The organism is Xylanibacter sp., from assembly GCF_057607445.1.
Genome location: NZ_DBLZAX010000012.1, coordinates 25,451 through 45,009, shown reverse-complemented (window position 1 = coordinate 45,009; position 19,559 = coordinate 25,451). Strand labels below are relative to the sequence as shown.

At 55.5% G+C, this 19,559-nt stretch carries 8 protein-coding genes and 3 pseudogenes; all 11 read left to right on the top strand.

The features are described from left to right. The first annotated feature begins 19 nt into the window (after positions 1-19). The 11 genes and pseudogenes from ACZMIG_RS10115 (at position 20) to ACZMIG_RS10065 (ending at position 19,300) form a co-directional block, all read left to right on the top strand. Positions 20-1,531 carry a RagB/SusD family nutrient uptake outer membrane protein gene (locus tag ACZMIG_RS10115; RefSeq protein WP_487889503.1) on the top strand — a complete coding sequence of 504 codons (1,512 nt, stop codon included), beginning with the start codon at positions 20-22 and terminating at the stop codon, positions 1,529-1,531. 15 nt (positions 1,532-1,546) lie between these two features. Beyond that, positions 1,547-2,917 (top strand): hypothetical protein, encoded by a 1,371-nt coding sequence (locus tag ACZMIG_RS10110; protein WP_487889502.1) that lies wholly within the window; start codon positions 1,547-1,549, stop codon positions 2,915-2,917. 339 nt (positions 2,918-3,256) lie between these two features. Next, positions 3,257-4,657 (top strand): family 16 glycosylhydrolase, encoded by a 1,401-nt coding sequence (locus ACZMIG_RS10105; protein WP_487889501.1) that lies wholly within the window; start codon positions 3,257-3,259, stop codon positions 4,655-4,657. Positions 4,658-4,701: 44 nt separating this feature from the next. Beyond that, complete coding sequence (locus ACZMIG_RS10100) at positions 4,702-6,942, top strand: glycoside hydrolase family 3 C-terminal domain-containing protein (RefSeq protein ID WP_487889500.1); 2,241 nt, start codon at positions 4,702-4,704, stop codon at positions 6,940-6,942. 30 nt (positions 6,943-6,972) lie between these two features. Continuing rightward, positions 6,973-9,231, top strand: coding sequence for a beta-glucosidase BglX (gene bglX / locus ACZMIG_RS10095; RefSeq protein ID WP_487889529.1), 2,259 nt, complete (start codon positions 6,973-6,975; stop codon positions 9,229-9,231). Positions 9,232-9,358: 127 nt separating this feature from the next. Further along, the gene (locus ACZMIG_RS10090) at positions 9,359-11,095 is read left to right on the top strand and encodes a DUF6377 domain-containing protein (protein ID WP_487889499.1); all 1,737 of its coding nucleotides are present in this window, start codon (positions 9,359-9,361) and stop codon (positions 11,093-11,095) included. 663 nt (positions 11,096-11,758) lie between these two features. Then, a complete protein-coding gene (locus ACZMIG_RS10085) occupies positions 11,759-14,002 on the top strand; it encodes a glycoside hydrolase family 31 protein (protein ID WP_487889498.1) in 2,244 nt (747 codons plus the stop codon). Positions 14,003-14,405: 403 nt separating this feature from the next. After that, positions 14,406-15,464 (top strand): annotated as a pseudogene (locus ACZMIG_RS10080) (corrinoid protein); the annotation flags it as partial. Further along, positions 15,444-16,580, top strand: a pseudogene (locus ACZMIG_RS10075) (homocysteine S-methyltransferase family protein); the annotation flags it as partial. The pseudogenes ACZMIG_RS10080 and ACZMIG_RS10075, both read left to right, overlap by 21 nt. Positions 16,581-16,823: 243 nt before the next feature. Next, a pseudogene (locus tag ACZMIG_RS10070) lies at positions 16,824-17,447 on the top strand (corrinoid protein); the annotation flags it as partial. A gap of 248 nt (positions 17,448-17,695) precedes the next feature. Further along, positions 17,696-19,300, top strand: coding sequence for a sodium:solute symporter (locus ACZMIG_RS10065; protein ID WP_418874660.1), 1,605 nt, complete (start codon positions 17,696-17,698; stop codon positions 19,298-19,300). Positions 19,301-19,559: the final 259 nt, after the last annotated feature.

Genomic DNA, 19,559 nt, shown 5'->3' with positions numbered 1-19,559 from the left:
AACGAAAAAACGACATATCATGAAATCTAAAATATTGTTTGCATTCGGAATGCTTTCAGTGTTCACCCTGTCAGGATGTAGCGACGACTTTCTTGACCTGACACCTCCTACCGACACAGTGGGTGAATACTTCAACACACAGGAGCACGTTGAGGAGGCTCTGGTGGCTGCATACAATCCTCTGCAGTGGCCCGACTGGGGCAACAACTACTATTGCCCAATCAACCTGATGAGCGACATCATGGCCGACGACATCTGGGTGGGCGGCTCTAGCAAGACCGACAACCAGTTCTGGCACCTCATGATGAACTTTGAGGCGCTGCCAAACCAGACTCCCGCAGGCTTATGGACCGACGAATATTCAGGCGTTAAGCGCGCCAACGACGTGCTGAGCTATATCAACGACTCGCGCGACGAGCTGAGCCAGGACTTCATCGACAAGGCTTCGGCAGAGGCACGCGTGCTGAGAGCCTACTATTATAATAACCTTTGGAAGTTCTGGGGCAACATTCCTTTCTTCACGGACAATCTTGAGGCAATGCCATACACGGCTCCGCAGCTGAAGGCCGACGAGGTTTACGAAAACGTGATAACCGACCTGAAGGACGTACTCGACAAGAACCTGCTGCCGATGAAGGCTGACGAGAGCGAGCTTGGCCGCGTGACACAGGCCATGGGATACATGCTCTACACCGAGATGGTGATGTATCAGAACGACGAGAGCAGATACGGACAGGCCCTGCAGTATATGAGAGACATAATAAGCAGCGGACTCTACGACCTGAATCCTGACTACGCAGCCCTTTGGAAGGAGTCGGGCGAATGGTGCCAGGAGTCTATATGGGAAATCAACTATAAGTCGGAGAATGCCGTTCGCTCATACAGCAACCCGCTGGCTTCGGGCGGTACGGTGCTGCCAAGACTGATAAGCCCCAACCAATGGGTTGACGGCACAGCCGGAGTGGCAGGCGGATGGGGATTCTGTCCGGTGCGCACAGAGACCTACGAACGCTATGCAGGCAACGACACACGCCGCGACGCAACATGCTTCAACGCCGCTGTCAACGGCGAATATAACAAACGCTATCAGGACACGGGCCTCTTCCTGGCTAAATATATTGCCACACCCGACGGCAATGCTGGACAGAAGGCCGACGCCGACCTCAACTTTAACAACAACCTGAGAGTTTACCGCTATGCTGAATGTCTGCTCAACGCTGCCGAACTGATACTGAAGACGGGCGGCGACCAGACTGAGGCGCTGAGATATGTCAACCAGGTAAGACAGAGAGCGCACATAGCCACACTTGAAAGCGTGAGCGAAGACATAATAATAAGAGAGCGCCAGCTCGAGTTCGTGGGCGAAGGCAAACGCTACTGGGACCTCGTCCGTACAGGCAAGGCACCTCAGGTGCTCGTTCCAGACGAGTATGGCTACCGCACAAACACATGGTCTGAGAGCAAGAAATATCTGCCGATACCTGACACTGAGATGTCGTCAGACCCGAACCTTAAACAAAACGATTATTAAAAAAAGATGAAAGCTATGAACAAGACATATAAAATATTTGGGAGCGCGCTGATGCTGCTGGGCCTCACTCTCGGCTCATGCTCACCCGAAAGCTTTGAGGGTGCCGACCCCAACGGACTGCCCGACGCAGCAGCGTATGAGGAGTTTGTACACGTAACGGTTAATCAGGAGACCAACTATGCCGTGTTCTCATTCGACGAGCAGCCCGGCGTGACACCTGTATGGATTATAGACGGAACTAAATACTCTACCGCAACGGTTGACTCTCAGTTCTACCGCAAGGCAGGCGACTACACTGTTGCGCTGCAGATAAGAAACCGCAACGGCATGAGCGACGGCCAGATAACACGCACATTCCACATTGACAAGACACGAATAAGCGGATTCGGCGGATTCAAGGAGGACAGCGAATTCAACATGTGGCGCAAGGCCAACATCGGCGATCCGTCGTTCTATTATGCTCCGGGATGGACTCAGACAAACGATCCTACCTGTGTCAAGAACGGTTATGACTATAGCATAACTCTGCCTTCAGCCACTTCAGAGAGATGGCAGGCTCAGATGTTCCTCGAAACCGACATTGCCACATCATCGGACAAGACGTATGACTTCTCCGTTATACTGACATCAAGCACCGATCATCCTGCTGTCATGGTGAAACTTGTTGACGCAAGCGACGACAACGTGTTCTACTTTGCCGAGGAAGTCGAACTGAAGGCCGGCGAACCTAAGTGTTTCTGGAAGAGCGACATGGCGGGACTCGACATCAGCAAGCTGAAACTTGTGTTCGACTTCGGCGGAAACGCTGCCAACACGAGCATCAACATTGAGAGCCTCGTGCTGAAAGACCATGCCAACGACGACGGAACCGTGCTGCCGGAGGTTGACACCGACGACACCGTATATGACTATGACGCTGAGACAAACCTGTGGAAACCGGTTGACGACAACGGCGCATTCACCACAGAATTCTACTATGCACCGGGATGGAGCCAGATAGCCGACCCGGCGTTCACAGCCAGCAACGGCACATACACGGTGGTTCTGCCCGAGGCTACATTTGAGCAGTGGCAGGCACAGGTGAAGCTCCACACTGACATCCCGGCCGAGGCAGGCGTTAAATACGACTTCTGCTGCACGCTGCACGCATCTGCCGCTACAAAGGGCGTTACGGTGAAGCTTACCGACAGCGCATCAGACGACAACTATCTGTTCATGAAGAAGGTTGACCTCGACGCCGATGCCGACTACACGCTGAAGGTTCCGGCAAGCGTGATGGCTACAGGTGCTGCCGACAAACTGACTCTCGTGGTCGACTACGGAGGCAATCCGGCTGGTCTGACGGCATCGATAAGCAAGATAGTTCTGCAGAAAACAATAGAATAATCCTTTTCATATTCCGGCGGAAAGGGCCCATGGCTCTTGCCCGCCGGGACTTTTCTTTTACTCGTTTCTAAATTAATTTTTTTACCTTTCGATGCTTGTCGCAGACATATCCCACACCGCCGTAAAGGCCGCACAGCACCCACGCAAGGCACGCCTGCGGGGAGCTTGGGGAGCGTCTGCGGCAGCTTTATTTGCAAAAGACCGCAAATGAGGTTCCAAAAGGCCATCTTTTACAGGCTGAAAGGCCGTCTTTTGGAAGCTAAAAGGGCACCTTTTGCAACGCATTGAGGGTCAAGGCGTTACGCAGCCGTGCGAAATCAATGCGGCACAGGGCTGTAAATGCGAAAGAAAGACATCATCATGGATATGAAGAAATATATTTTTGTTACAATATTCTCAGTGTTCGCCCTCACGTCGTCGAGCTGCAGCAACAGCGACGACGACGGTCAGGCTGAGGCCGGCATATCGGTAAAGTGCTCGCCCGAAGAGATAACGGCAGGCGCAGCCGGAGGAACATTCAGCATAGACGTAACGTCTACCGGCAAGGGATGGACAGCCTACACGCCCGACACATGGATGAGCCTCAGCCTCGACGGCACCACGGCTGACAAGGGAACCATCAAGCTCAGCGTCAGCGCCAACAAGGGCACGGAGGCACGCTCGGGCATGGTGGTGGTGCGCTCGGGCATGGTGGTGGTGCGCTCGGGCACTGTGCGCGACACTGTGAAGGTAAGTCAGACCGCCACGATAGGCGTTGCCGAAACTTCGGTCTATGCTCCTTCTGCCGGCGGAACGTTCAGCGTCGGGGTGAGTTCGAACGGCAACTTCACGGCATCTGCCGACGTGGCATGGATAAAGGCCACAGCCGCGGCAGGAGCGGTGAGCATAGAAGTGGAGCCGAGCAACGAACTCAAGTCGCGCTCGGGCATCGTTACCGTAGCCTCATCCGAAGGTTCTCAGCAGATAAGCGTAGTGCAGGAGTCGGCGCCCGACAACAACATCAGCGTGCCCGAAGGCTACCGCCTGGTGTGGAACGACGAGTTTGACCAAGGCACAACGCTCAACACCGCATGGTGGACTCACGAGGAGCAGGGCCCGGGATGGGTAAACAACGAGCTGCAGACCTATGTGGACGGACAGGCTGCAGGCCGCCGCGTAACCGAGATTGCCGACGGAAAACTCAGCATCAACTGCTTCAAGGCAGGCTCTGCGATATACTCAGGACGAGTATATGCCAACGTGTCGACAGGCTGGAAGTACGGATGGTTTGAGGCACGCATAAAGCTTCCCAAGGGCAAGGGCACGTGGCCTGCCTTCTGGATGATGCCGGCGGGCAACGACTTCGCCACAAACCCGTGGCCGCGCTGCGGCGAGATAGACATCATGGAGGAAGTGGGAGCCGACCCGGGCGACGTGTCGTCGACCATACACTGCCAGAAATACAACAACACGGGCACTGCCATAGAGCATGCTACGCTGCACGTTGCCGACGCCGAAGACGAGTTCCACGTGTATGCCTGCGAGTGGACGCCCGACCATCTGAAGTTTTATGTCGACGGAAAGATGATTCTCGACTATGCCAACGACGGCTCAGGCGTTGAGGCATGGCCCTTCGACAAGCCCTTCTACATCATCCTCAACCTTGCGTGGGGAGGCGACTGGGGCGGATACAAGGGCACCGACGACAGCGCACTGCCGGCGACTATGAAGGTAGACTATGTGCGCGTGTTCCAGAAGTAGCCCTCACACATATCACATAATGAAACTAAAAACACTTACATAACATGAAAATCTTTATTAAATCCATACCGGCACTGCTCCTCGGCGTATGCTCAATGAGCGCCGCCGCACAGGGCACGCCGGTGTATCTCGATGAGACCAAACCCATAGAAGAGAGAGTGGAAGACGCCCTGAAGCGCATGACGCTCGACGAGAAGATTGCCGTAATCCACGCTCAGAGCAAGTTCAGCTCGCCCGGAGTAAAACGTCTGGGCATACCGGAGTTCTGGACCGACGACGGCCCTCACGGCGTGCGCCCCGACGTGCTGTGGGACAAATGGGAGCAGGCAGGCCAGACCAACGACTCGTGCGTGGCATTTCCGGCGCTAACGTGCCTTGCCGCCACATGGAATCCTGCCATAAGCCGCCTCTACGGCGAAAGCCTCGGCGAGGAGGCTCTCTATCGCCGCAAGGACATGATTCTAGGCCCCGGCGTCAACATCTACCGCACTCCGCTGGGCGGACGCAACTTTGAATACATGGGCGAAGACCCCTACTTGGCCTCACGCATGGTGGTGCCCTACATCCAGGGCATGCAGTCAAAGGGCGTGGCAGCCTGCGTCAAGCACTTCGCTCTCAACAACGACGAGGAATACCGGCATCAGGTAAACGTCATAGTTGACGACCGTGCGCTCCACGAAATTTATCTTCCTGCCTTCAAGGCTGCCGTAACCGAGGCCGGAGTGTGGGGCATAATGGGTGCCTACAACATGTATAAGAATCAGCACAACTGCCACAACCAGTGGCTGCTCAACGACATACTGAAGCGCCAGTGGCACTTCGACGGCGTGGTGGTATCCGACTGGGGCGGCGCACACGACACCCGTCAGGCCGTTGAGAACGGACTCGACATGGAGTTCGGCACATGGACTGACGGCCTTGCCTTCGGCACTTCAGACGCCTACGACAACTATTATCTGGCTTCGCCTTACCGCAAACTGATACAGGACGGCACTTACACGGAGAAGGAACTCAACGACAAGGTCAGACGTGTGCTGCGCCTTTTCTTCCGCACCAACATGAACCGCAACCGCCAGTTTGGCTCGCTCTGCTCTGAAGCTCACTACGACGCCGCACGCAAAATAGCCGCCGAAGGCATCGTGCTGCTGCAGAACAAGGGCCGCGTGCTGCCCATCGACACTCTGAAGGCACGCCGCGTGCTCGTCGTCGGCGAGAATGCCATCAAGATGATGACCGTAGGCGGCGGCAGCTCTTCGCTCAAGGCGCAGCATGAGGAACTGCCTCTCGACGGTCTGAAGGCTTGTCTCGAAGGCATGAACATCGAGGTTGACTATGCCCGCGGATATGTAGGCGACATCACAGGCGAGTACAACGGCGTGACCACAGGACAGCAACTTGCCGACAGCCGCTCGCCCGAAGAACTTATAGCCGAGGCCGTAGACAAGGCGCGCAAGGCCGACTACGTGGTGTTCTTCGGCGGACTCAACAAGAGCGATTACCAGGATGCCGAGGGTCACGACCGCAAGTCTTACTCCCTGCCCTATGACCAGGACAAGGTGGTCGAGGCTCTTGTCAAGGCCAACAAGCGTCTGATATTCGTCAACATATCGGGCAACGCTGTGGCAATGCCGTGGAAGAGTTCGGTGCCCGCAATAGTTCAGGGCTGGTTCCTCGGCTCAACGGCAGGCCATGCTCTTGCCGACGTGCTGACAGGACGCACCAACCCGTCGGGCAAACTGCCCTTCACATGGCCGGCATCGCTCAACGATGTGGGTGCGCACAAGCTCAACACATATCCCGGAACATGGCGCGCCGACAAGAAAATCATTGACGAAGAATATAAGGAAGGCATCTTTGTGGGCTACCGCTGGGCTGACAAGGAGAAGACAAAGCCGCTCTTTGCCTTCGGACACGGCGAGAGCTACACGAGCTTCAAGATAGGCAAGGCAAAGGCAAGTGCCGCAAGCATCACCACAGCCGACAGCCTTTCGTTCACCGTCAGCGTCACCAACACGGGCAAGGTGGCAGGCTCTGAGACGGTGCAGCTCTACATTCACGACTGCGAGTCGTCGCTTCCGCGCCCCTACAAGGAGCTTAAAGGATTCAGGAAAGTTTATCTCCAGCCGGGCGAAACCAAGGAAGTTACCATAACAATAGGCAACGACGCCCTCAGCTTCTACGACGACAAGGCTGCCAGCTGGACCACAGAGCCGGGACAGTTTGAGGCTCTCATTGGCAATGCTTCAGACAATATTGTAAGCAAAGTGGCGTTTACACTAAAATAATAATTGGCATTTATATACAAAAACACTATGATGAAAATAAACAAAATACTGACAACTGCGGCGGCACTGCTGCTGACCGGGGCGGTGAGCGCGCAGAACCAGGAGATGGATAAGTTTGTTGACGACCTCATGTCGCGCATGACTCTGCACGAGAAGATTGGTCAGCTTAACCTTCAGGTGGCTGGCGACATAACCACAGGACAGGCACAGGACTCTGAAGTAAGCGGCAAGATAAAGGCCGGAGAGATTGGAGGCGTGTTCAACCTGAAGGGCGTAGACAAGATAAAAGCACTGCAGAAGCTGGCCGTTGAGAAGAGCCGGCTGGGCATTCCGCTGCTTGTGGGCATGGATGTGATACACGGATACGAGACGATATTCCCCATTCCGTTCGCGCTTTCATGCAGCTGGGACCTCAACGCCATTGAGCGTGCTGCCCAAATAGCCGCAAAGGAGGCCACGGCCGACGGCATCAACTGGGTGTTCAGCCCTATGGTCGACATCTGCATAGACGCCCGCTGGGGCCGCATATCTGAGGGAAACGGCGAAGATCCCTATCTCGGCTCACGCATAGCCGAGGCCATGATTCGCGGATATCAGGGCGACTACAGCAGCAACGCCAACGTTATGGCGTGCCTGAAGCACTTCGCCCTGTATGGCGCCGTTGAGGCGGGACGCGACTATAACACTGTTGACATGAGCCGTCTGCGCATGTATAACCAGTATCTCGAGCCTTACCGCGCCGCCGTAAAGGCAGGAACGGGCAGCGTGATGACATCGTTCAACCTGGTTGACTATGTGCCGGCAACGGCCAACAAGTGGCTTCTTGAGGATGTGCTGCGCAACCAGTGGAAGTTCGACGGCTTCGTTGTTACCGACTACGGCTCTATAGGCGAGATGCTGAGTCACGGCGTTGGCGGTTCGCTGAAAGACTGTTCGGCAGCTGCCCTCAATGCCGGCACCGACATGGACATGTGCTCCATGGGATTCATCGGCACGCTGGAGCAGTCGGTAAAGGACGGAACGGTGAGCGAGGAGGCCATCAACAAGGCATGCCGCAGAGTGCTCGAGGCTAAATATAAGCTGGGACTCTTTGCCGATCCGTATAAATACTGCGACACGAAAAGACGCAAGCGCGACATCTTCACGGCAGAAAACCGCGCCGAGGCAAGGCGCATTGCTGCCGAGACCTTTGTGCTGCTGAAGAACGACAAGTCGTTGCTGCCGCTGAAGAAGCAGGGCAAGATAGCGCTGATAGGTCCGCTGGCAGACACCCGCGCCAACTTAGCCGGCACATGGTGCGTGGCCTACACTCCCGACAAATACCCGACGCTGAAGGAAGGAATGGAGCGCGCGCTGGCCGGAAAAGCAGAACTTCTGTATGCGCAGGGATGCAACCTGATGGCCGACTCGGCACGTCAGCGCGCGGCAGAGTTCGGCAAGAACATAACGAGAGGCGACGACGCACAGCTCAAGGCAGAGGCTCTCGAGGCGGCACGCAAGGCCGACGTGATAGTGTGTGCCATGGGCGAGAGTGCCGACATGTCGGGCGAATGCTCGAGCCGCACGAGTCTTGTGCTGCCCGACGTTCAGCGCGAGCTGCTCGCCGAGCTTGTTAAGCTGGGCAAACCGGTGGTGATGCTCAACTTCTCGGGCCGTCCGACGGTGCTTACATGGGAGCAAAATAATGTGGACGCGATACTGAACGTATGGTTCGGAGGCAGCGAGGCAGCCGACGCTATATGCGACGTGGTGTTCGGCGACGTGGCTCCGAGCGGCCGTCTGACCATGACTTTCCCGCGCAACGAGGGCCAGATACCAATCTATTACAACCATCTCAACACGGGACGCCCCGTGCCCGAAGGCACAAAAGAGTTCCGCAAGTATGCCAGCAACTATCTCGACGAGGTGAACGACCCGCTCTACCCCTTCGGCTACGGCCTGAGCTACACGAGCTTCAGCTACGGCAAACTGAGCGTTACGGGCAGCGGACGCAACTTTAAGGCATCGGTGACGGTGAGCAACACGGGCAACTATGACGCCGACGAGGTGGTGCAGCTCTATGTGCGCGACCCCGTGGCATCCATCAGCCGCCCCGTAAAGGAGCTGAAAGGCTTCAGCCGCATACACCTGAAGAAGGGCGAGAGCCGCACCGTTGAGTTCGACATCACCGAAGACGACCTGTCGTTCTACGACGCCGAAGGCCGCAAGGTGTTCGAGCCGGGCGAGTTTCATATCATGGCTGGCCACGACAGCCGCTCGCTGCAGAGCGTGACAATAACGGCAAAATAAAAAAACACGGGCCGTAAATTTTGTGTGTTCGCAATATTGTCTTATCTTTGCAGGAAGAGATAAACCTATGTCTCACAGAACCTTACAAAGGCCGCGGAGGCATGTTCCGGCTAAGCATAAGACAGCGATGAGAAACATATTTTTACTTATTATATGGCTTGTTCCGGTGGTGGCGTCAGCTGATGCCGCACGCACGGACTCGGTTTACAGATGCATTGACGAGGCCATCGCCAATGCATCTGTTTATTTATCCAAGCGCGAGGCACGCATTGCAGGCCTCAAGCGGCAGTTTGACAAGAGCCGCGGATATGCCGCGCGATATGCGGCAGCATTCAGAATATACAGGGAATACAAGGCTTTCGTGAACGACTCGGCCATAGCATGGCTCGGCAGGGCCGAACGGATGGCGCGCAGCCAGGGCGACATGATGAGCGCCAACCACTGCACTGCGCTGAAGGCCTTTCAGTGTTCAACGGCCGGAATGTATATGGAGTCGGACGAGCTGCTGGCCTCTATCAACACCGGAGAGCTAAACCGCGAAGGCAGGCTGGCATATTACGCCGCGCGCAACCATCTCTACAAGGAGCTGGGATTCTACACAAAGATAGGCAGACTGAAGGAAAACTATGGCCGGCTGGAAAGAATGTATGCCGACTCGCTGGCGGCACTGGCCGACAAGAACAGCGACATGTATCTGCAGCTGATGGAGATTGAGCGGTACAACAGCAACGACCCAGCCGGCGCGCTGCGCTACAACGACATGAGGATGAAGGGCGTAGACCGACAGTCGCACGAGTTCTCGATAATTGCCTTCTACCGATTTCTCGACTACAAGAGGATGAACGACACCGACAACTGGACCTACTGGCTGGCAATGTCGGCGCTGGGCGACATACGCAACGCCGTGATGGACCAGGGCGCGCTGTGGGAACTGGCCAACTATCTGAACACGACGGGCGACATGGCACGGTCGTATAAATACATAAACTTTGCCTGGAACTGCGCCGAGAAGTTCGGCACGAGGGTGAGAAGCAACCAGATTTCGCCCGTGCTCACATCCATAGACAGCAGCTATCAGACCATAATGCAGAAGCAGAAGGAGCGCCTCATCATCATGGTGCTCGTGATAAGCCTATTTGCCGTGTCGGTGCTTGTACTGCTCATCTATGTCAACAAGCAGCGCGGCAAACTGAAGCTGACGCGCGACGAGCTCAGCCGCAAGAACAGGCAGCTGATGAAGCTCAACAAGGAGATGCAGCAGGTGAACGAGAACCTGGACGAGAGCAACCGCCAGCTGACCGAAACCGACCGCCAGCTGCACAAGGCCATAGGCAGCCTGAACGAGTCGAACAGGGTGAAGGAGAAATACATCGGCCTGTTCCTCAGGCAGTGCTCTATATACATAGACAACATGGAGAGGATGAGAAAGGAGGTGCTGACGATGCTGAAGAACAAGCAGCACACGGAACTGATGAGCAAGATGAAGTCGCACGACTTCAGAGACCGCCAGCAGCAGGAGCTCTTCGACATATTCGACACCACGTTCATCCACCTCTTCCCCACCTTCGTCGACGACTTCAACAAGCTGCTGCGCCCCGAGGAGCGCATACATCTCGACGACACGTCGCGCCTGAACACCGACATAAGAATATTCGCACTGATACGCCTCGGCATCGACGACAGCTCAAAGATAGCCGAGTTTCTCCACTATTCGGTCAACACAATCTACAACTACCGCGCACGCATCAAGAACGGCGCGACATGCGGCAGGGACGAGTTTGAGAAGAAGGTGAAGGAGATAGGCGTGCCGCAGCACACGCAGACCGAAGGCGACGGCAAGTCTGAAGCCGGCACGGCGCAATAACACATAACACCATCCAGGCAGCAATAACACAAAGTCCGGCGGCAGACCGCCGGACTGCGGCATAACCCATTGACGCTCAATGCGTTGCAAAAGGTCATCTTTTAGCTTCTGAAAGGTGGCCTTTTAGCGTGCAATATGTGGTCTTTTGCAATGCGAAAGGGCACATATTGGAAAACCTGAGGGAAACACTTACCCATGACAAGGGCTGAAAATACTGAAACATTTGGGATAATCCTTTGCCGTTAAGGCTATTTTTCTTATTTTTGCAACATAGCTCCTGCACGCCCACGACAGGGCAACGGCTGCAGGACGGGCCGTAAGCAGACCGCACGCGGACACCCGGCTACGGCAACGGACAACACGATAATACGCAAACAACAATGGCCTGAGAGCGACGCGCGGACATTATGCCTTATGGCATAGTACAAAAACAACACTGCTGCGTCATATCTACAGCCACGGCAACTCATGCCGCCGCAGGCCGCAACGGCACACCGGCACGCAGCCGGCGCACAAAAGCCACACGGCCACAAGACAAAACCTGAAAAGCATAATAACAGAAGGCATAATTAGCACAGCCGCGCCCCCGGCCACGAAACACTAACGGCAAGGGGACGGAGGACTGAAAAAGCCGGCAAAAAACATATAAAAACAAACAAAAAAATGAAACCCACAAACTACCATCTTTTCGACTTTCTCGACTTCGACGTCAGCCTTAGCCGCAACGAGTCGCTATGGAAGGCATGCAAACCCTCAGCCGTGTTCGAGAACGACGGCGACATCTGCGTGCTCGTTCCGTTCCAGAAGCAGATACTGGCCAACGACATGGCAGCCGACACCGGCGTGCCGCGTGAGGAATATACGCTCATCATCAGACAGTATGAGCCAAAGATCCTGCGCCTGTTCATAGGCTTCGGCGAGGAGCAGATGACCGACGAGTCGGAGATGTTGCAGATGAGCGACAGGGTTAAGAAGACGCCGCTGAGCGTAAGCTTCGGCAACGGCCGATGGACCGTCACCGACCCCGAAGGCACCGTCAGGGCCGTTATCAACATACAGGAGCCCGAGCTCGACCGCTGGAGCACGCTGCTGCCCGACCCGCAGGAGACGCTCGACATAAGGCTGTATCCCGACGGAAAGCGCGAAATACGCCTGGCCGCCTACGACCACTTCTCGCCTCCGCGCTACGACGCGCTGCCCATAGGCTTCTGCAAGCTTGACGGACAGAAGGAGCGCGCCACGATGTCGTTCGAGTGCAAGGCCGACGAATGTTTTGCCGGAACGGGCGAACGCTTCACCAAGATGGACCTCAGCGGACAGACGTTCTTCCTCAAAAACCAGGACGGACAGGGCGTAAACAACCGCCGCACATATAAAAACATTCCGTTCTACGTGTCGAGCCGCATGTACGGAGCATTCTATCACACCTGCGCCCACAGCAAGCTGTCGCTCGCCGGAGTGTCAACGCGCTCGGTAGAGTTCCTCAGCGACCAGGCAATGCTCGACGTATTCCTCATCGGCGGCGACTCTATGGAGGAGATTATCCGCGGCTACCGCGACCTGACGGGCTACCCCTCGATGCCTCCCTTGTGGAGCTTCGGCGTGTGGATGAGCCGCATGACATACTTCAGCGCCGACGAGGTGAACGAGATTTGCGACCGCATGCGCCGCGAACATTATCCCTGCGACGTGATACACTTGGACACAGGATGGTTTAAGACCGACTGGCTGTGCGAATGGAAGTTCAACGAAGAGCGTTTCCCCGACCCCGAAGGCTTCATCCGCGGCCTGAAGGACAAGGGCTACCGCGTAACCCTGTGGCAGCTGCCCTACGTGGCTGAGGATGCCGAACAGATTGACGAGGCGCGCAAGAACCACTATATCTGCACGCTGACAAAGCAGCAGGAGGGCGAAGGTTCTAACTTCTCGGCCCTCGACTACGCCGGAACAATCGACTTCACCGACCCCGCCGCCACCGAGTGGTACAAGGGTTTGCTGCGCCGTCTGCTGAACATGGGCGTGGCAGCGATAAAGACCGACTTCGGCGAAAACATCCACATGGATGCCATATACAAGAACATGAAGCCCGAACTGCTCAACAATCTCTATGCGCTGCTGTATCAGAAGGCAGCCTATGAGGTTACCAAGGAGGTTACGGGCGACGGCATAGTATGGGCAAGAGCAGCCTGGGCGGGCTGTCAGCGCTATCCTCTGCACTGGGGAGGCGACTCCTGCAGCTCGTGGGACGGCATGGCCGGATCGCTCAAGGGCGGACTCCACTTCGGCCTGTCGGGCTTCGCCTTCTGGAGCCACGACGTGCCCGGATTCCACACTCTGCCCAACTTCATGAACTCACGTGTACGTGATGACGTCTACGTCCGCTGGACTCAGTTCGGCGTGTTCTCGTCGCACATACGCTATCACGGCACCAACAAGCGCGAGCCTTGGCACTATCCTGCCATCGCCCCGATAGTGAAGAGATGGTGGCAGCTGCGCTATAAGCTCATACCTTACATCCTTCAGGAGAGCCAGAAGGCCGTAAGCGGTGGCTCAACAGTGCTCCAGGCACTGATATTCCATCACCCGGACGACCCCATGTGCTGGCATATCGACGACGAATATTACTTCGGCGACGACTTCCTCGTGGCTCCCGTGATGAACAGCGAAGGCCGCCGCGACGTCTATTTGCCTGAAGGCAACTGGGTGAACTTCTTCACCGGCGAGCGCTACAGCGGCGGAAAGTGGCTCAAAGACCTCAATGTGCCGCTCGAACTGATGCCCGTCTATGTGCGCGAAGGTGCCGTCATCCCGGTTTATCCCGAGCCAGTGGACTGCACGGACGACATGGACCTGAGCAAGACAGAATATATAAAGATTGACGGAAGGTTTGGAGGGATTGAGTGGTAATAGGTTAAATTGGTAGTTAAAGGAGTTAAAGTAGTTATCGCCGGCCGTGCCGGCTAGGAGTTAAAGCCATTAGTCTGAACGCTTATCGTCAATCTTACAATAAGTAAACAGACATTTAAGACAATAGCTTCTGCCATAATCAGGAACGCAAAGCGATAACTTCTTTAACAACCCTAACCACCTGACAATCAGCAATTAAATAAAAAATATAGAGTCATTTGCCCGCAATGCCAATGGCTTTAGCCCTTAACCGGCACGGCCGGAGACAACATCTCAGACCTATCTAACCGCCTGACAATCAGCAATTAAATAAAAATATAGAGTCATTTACCAACAAGACAAATGACTTTAACTCCTAGCCGGCACAGCCGGCGATAACTCCTTTAACTACTATAACTACTTATTGAACATGTGGAAAAAGAATCTTGAAGAAACAAAACAGCGATACATACAATGGTGGAACCACAAGGGCATTGTGCTGAACATGTGGGAACACTTTCAGGAAGGCGTCAAGCCGCATGCCGATGTGCCTATGCCTAAGGCCCCGAAGGACCTCAACCAGAAATGGTTCGACCCGAAATGGCGTGCCGAATATCTCGACTGGTACGTGGCTCACAGCTGTCTGAAGGCTGATATGCTGCCCGTTGCAAACACACAGCTGGGTCCCGGCTCGCTCGCCGCTATCCTGGGAGGCGTGTTCGAGGGCGGAGAAGACACGATATGGATACACCCCGACCCTGACTTCACCGATGACATAAAGTTTAATCCTGAGCATCCCAACTGGCTGCTGCACAAACAACTGCTGACCGAATGCAAGAAGAAGGCCAACGGCAACTATTATGTGGGCATGCCCGACCTCATGGAAGGCATGGACGTTCTGGCGGCTCTGAAAGGCACGGACAAGGTGCTCATGGACACGGTTACGCAGCCTGAGGTGCTGGAACGCCAGATGCAGCAGATTAACGACATCTACTTCAAGGTGTTCGACGAGCTTTACGACATAGTGCGCGAGGGCGACGAGATGGCTTTCTGCTACTTCTCTTCGTGGGCACCGGGCAAGATGAGCAAGCTGCAAAGCGACATATCGACCATGATAAGCGTGGAAGACTACCGCCGCTTCGTGCAGCCGTTCATACGCCAGCAGTGCCAGAAGATTGACTACACGCTGTACCACTTGGACGGCGTAGGCGCTCTTCATCATCTGCCGGCGTTGCTCGAGATTGAGGAACTCAACGCCATACAGTGGACGCCGGGCGTGGGTGAGCCGCAGGGAGGCTCGCCTAAATGGTACGACCTGTACAAGAAGATACTGGCAGGAGGCAAGAGCATAATGGCATGCTGGGTAACGCTCGACGAACTGCGGCCGCTGCTCGACAACATAGGAGGCAACGGAGTGCATATAGAGATGGACTTCCACAACGAGGACGAGGTGGAGAAAGCCATGCGCATCGTTGAGGAATATCAGGAAGACGAGGCCAAGAAGCCGCAGCAGGAGGACAACACCATACGCATAAACAGCAGCAAGAGCGACGCCGACAAGGAGGTGGAGGCCATAATAGAGAGCGCCGAGCGCGAATTCAAGGAGCTTACAGGAAAGGACGAAAAGGCTCCTGCCGACTGGCTCGACGGCTGCCCCATCGTATCGGCAGGACGCAACCGCATACTCGTAATCGACGGAGCCATGGGCACGATGATACAGAGCCGACGCCTCGGCGAGGCCGACTTCCGCGGCGAAAGGCTTGCAGGGCATGACGTGAACGTGAAGGGATGCAACGACCTGCTGTGCCTTACGCGCCCCGACGTCATTGAGGACATTCACCGGAAGTATCTCGAAGCCGGAGCCGACATCATCGAGACTAACACCTTCAACGCGCAGCGCATATCCATGGCAGACTATCATCTGGAGAGCTTCTGCCGCGAGATAAACCTCGAGGCGTGCCGCATAGCGCGCAAGGCAGCCGACGAATTTACCGCCAAGACACCGCAGAAGCCGCGCTTCGTGGCAGGTTCGATTGGTCCGACGAGCAAGACTTGCTCAATAACATCAGACACCACGCAGCCGGGCTGGCATGCCTTCAGCTACGACACTCTGCGCGACGCCTACACCGAACAGGCCGAAGCGCTGATTGAAGGCGGCGTCGATGCCCTGCTGATAGAGACGATATTCGACACAAAGAACGCGCAGGCGGCCATCGAGGCGGCACGCGGAGCAATGCGCAAGGCAGGCAAACGTCTGCCGCTGATGCTGAGCTTCAGCATAGCCACTGCCGACGGACACAACATGCTGGGACAGAGCATCGGGGATTTCCTCGCATCCGTTGCCGACAGCGACATCATGTCGGTTGGCGTAAACTGCTGTTCTGACGTAAGCCTTGCCGCCGACATGCTCGTACATCTCGGCAAGACTACGCCCTACATGATAAGCCTTTACCCCAACGCCGGCATGCCCGACGCCGAAGGACGCTACAGCCATACGCCCGAGATGCTGCAGCGCGAGCTGTGGCCGCTGATAGAGTGGCACGTGCTCAACATCGTAGGAGGATGCTGCGGCACAACCGACATGCACATCAGAAAGCTTGCCGAAGCCGTGGTTCCTGCCGAAGGACTTGCCCTTTCGCCCCACCCTGCGCAACCGTCTGATAATGAGGGCGTTGCAAAAGGTGGCCTTTTAGGCTCCAATATGCCGTCTTTTAGCGTGCAAAAGGTGGCCTTTCACGATGCAAAAGGTGACCTTTCAGAAAACCACGGGCACAACCATGCCGCCGAACCCTGTGAATGCTGCGCGCCGAAGGCAGCAAACGAGCCGTCGGCAGCCGACGAGATATTCGACGCCATACTGCAAGGCAACGCCGACAAGGCAGCCGAAGCGACGCAGAAGGCCGTAGACGCAGGCATGGCTCCGCAGGACATCATCAACAGTCAGATGATACGCGCCATGGGCGAGGTGGGCCAGCGCTTCCAGGACGGCAAGGCCTTTGTGCCCCAGCTGCTCATGGCAGGACGCGCCATGAAGGCAGCCCTCGTGCTGCTCAAGCCGCTCATGGCAGGCAAGGCAGACGTTACGATAGGCCGCGTGGTCATCGGAACGGTAAAGGGCGACCTGCACGACATAGGCAAAAACCTCGTTGCATCGATGCTCGAGGGCAGCGGCTTTGAGGTGATAAACATCGGCATCGACGTGCCGAGCGACAAGTTTGTAGAGGCTCTGAAGGACAACCACGCCGACATCCTGTGCATGAGCGCCCTGCTTACCACGACAATGACCTACATGAAGGATGTAATCAAGGCCGTGGAAGACGCCGGACTGCGCGACAAGGTGAAGATTATGGTGGGCGGAGCGCCCGTAAGTCAGGCCTTCGCCGACGAGATAGGAGCCGACGGATACAGCGACAATGCCAACGAAGCAGTGAAGGTGGCAAGGGAGCTGGTGAAGGGAAAAGAATAATATTTCAAGGAGTTAAAGGAGTTAGAGTAGTTAAAGGAGTTAAAGCCAAATGCCCTGCCGGTTATTAACAAGGCTAAATACGCCGGTCATTACATCATCTGCAGCGCATCGGTCTCATTACTTCCATAAGTCATATATCCCCCATAAAGCCGCCAACCGGCTGCAAGGCTAATGACTTTAACTACTGAGCGGGCACAGCCCGCGATAACTCCTTTAACTACTATAACTACCAAATAAACAACATATCCATGAACTCACAATCATTACATGGCCTCGACTGGGGCATACTTATAGCATACTTCGTCATCCTGCTTGCCATCGGCATATGGGCAAGCACCAAGCGCAAGAAGGGCAGCAGCCTGTTTCTTGCCGAACATTCTCTGCGCTGGCACCACATAGGATTCTCCATGTGGGGCACCAACGTAGGCCCCTCTATGCTCATAGCGTCGGCAAGCGCCGGCTTCACCACGGGCGTCGTGTCGGGCAACTACGCGTGGTACGCCTTCGTGTTCATAGCCCTGCTGGCCTTCGTCTTCGCCCCGCGCTATCTCGGCAGCAAGGTTTCCACCCTGCCCGAGTTTATGGGCCTGCGCTTCGGACAGTCCACACGCAACATGCTGGCGTGGTATACCATCGTCACGATACTCATCTCGTGGCTTGCGCTGACGCTCTTCGCAGGCGGCATAATCATACGCCAGGTGTTCGGCATACCCATGTGGATGTCGGCATTCCTGCTGCTCGGCATCTCCGCCTTCTTCACAATGCTCGGCGGACTGAAGGCCGTGGCCTACACCAACGTATATCAGATGGTGCTGCTCATACTCGTTTCGGCCACACTGACCTTCGTAGGAATATACCGCCTCGGCGGCGACTCGTTCACAGGAGGCATCGCCGTGCTGGCCAATCCCGACATTGTGCCGTCTAATTACTGGAACCTCTTTCAGCCCAACAGCGACAAAGACTTCCCCTGGCTGCCCATTCTGCTGGGCTATCCCATAAGCGGACTGTGGTTCTGGTGTACCGACCAGTCGATGGTTCAGCCCGTACTGGCTGCCAAAGACCTCAGCGAAGGACAGAAGGGAGCTAACTTTACGGGCTGGCTGAAGATACTCGACGTGGCCATATACATCATCCCCGGCATCGTGTGCTTCGCCCTCTGGAAGACCGGCTTCTTCGGAAATATGACCATCGAGGCCGACAACGCCTACATGACTCTCGTGTCGAGCCTCTTCCCCGTGGGCATGGTTGGCCTCGTGCTTGCCGTTCTCACCGCCGCGCTCATCAGCACCATAGGCTCTGCGCTCAACGCCCTGAGCACGGTGTTCACGATGGACATATACGTGAAGAACATCCGTCCGGAGGCCACGCAGAAGGAAATAATGCGAACAGGACGCATAATAACCGTCATAGGTGCACTGGTGTCGATAGTCATCACCGTGGCTGTTGACAACATAAAGGGCATGAATCTCTTCAACGTATTCCAGTCGGTGCTCAGCTTCATCGCACCACCTATGGCGGCAGTGTTCGTCATGGGCGTGTTCTGGAAGCGCTGCACGACGCTCGCCGCCAACGTAACGCTCACCTTCGGAACCATCTTCAGCATCGGCTCGGGCATCCTTTACCTGTGGGTTATACCGGGAGCCACGGAGCAGGTGCACTTCATGATGCTGTCGTTCTACATCTTCGTAATCCTCATCATCAGCATGATTATCGTCAGCCTATGCAACAAGCAGGCAACGGTAAGCCCCGAGATAGTGAAGCTGAGCGAAAGGCCCAAGCGCACGGTTGTTGTGGCATGGACGCTGCTTGCCGTGGTTATGGTGACTCTCTACGTATTCTTCAACGGACACTGACAACAAAACTGAATTATGATACAGCAAAAAGCGCGGCAAGCCCGATATGGACTTGCCGCGCTTTTCTATATATTTCAAGCCATGTCTGACGCGCAATAAAAAGGCAGAAAGGCCCGTTTTAAAGGATTATATGCACGATAACGAAAGACTATATGCCAGACTATAAAAGACAACTGAACGCATAATGAAAAGCGACACGGCATATAATGAAAGACGATATGGCGTATAATGAAAGGCAACGCAACACTTGACGATACAC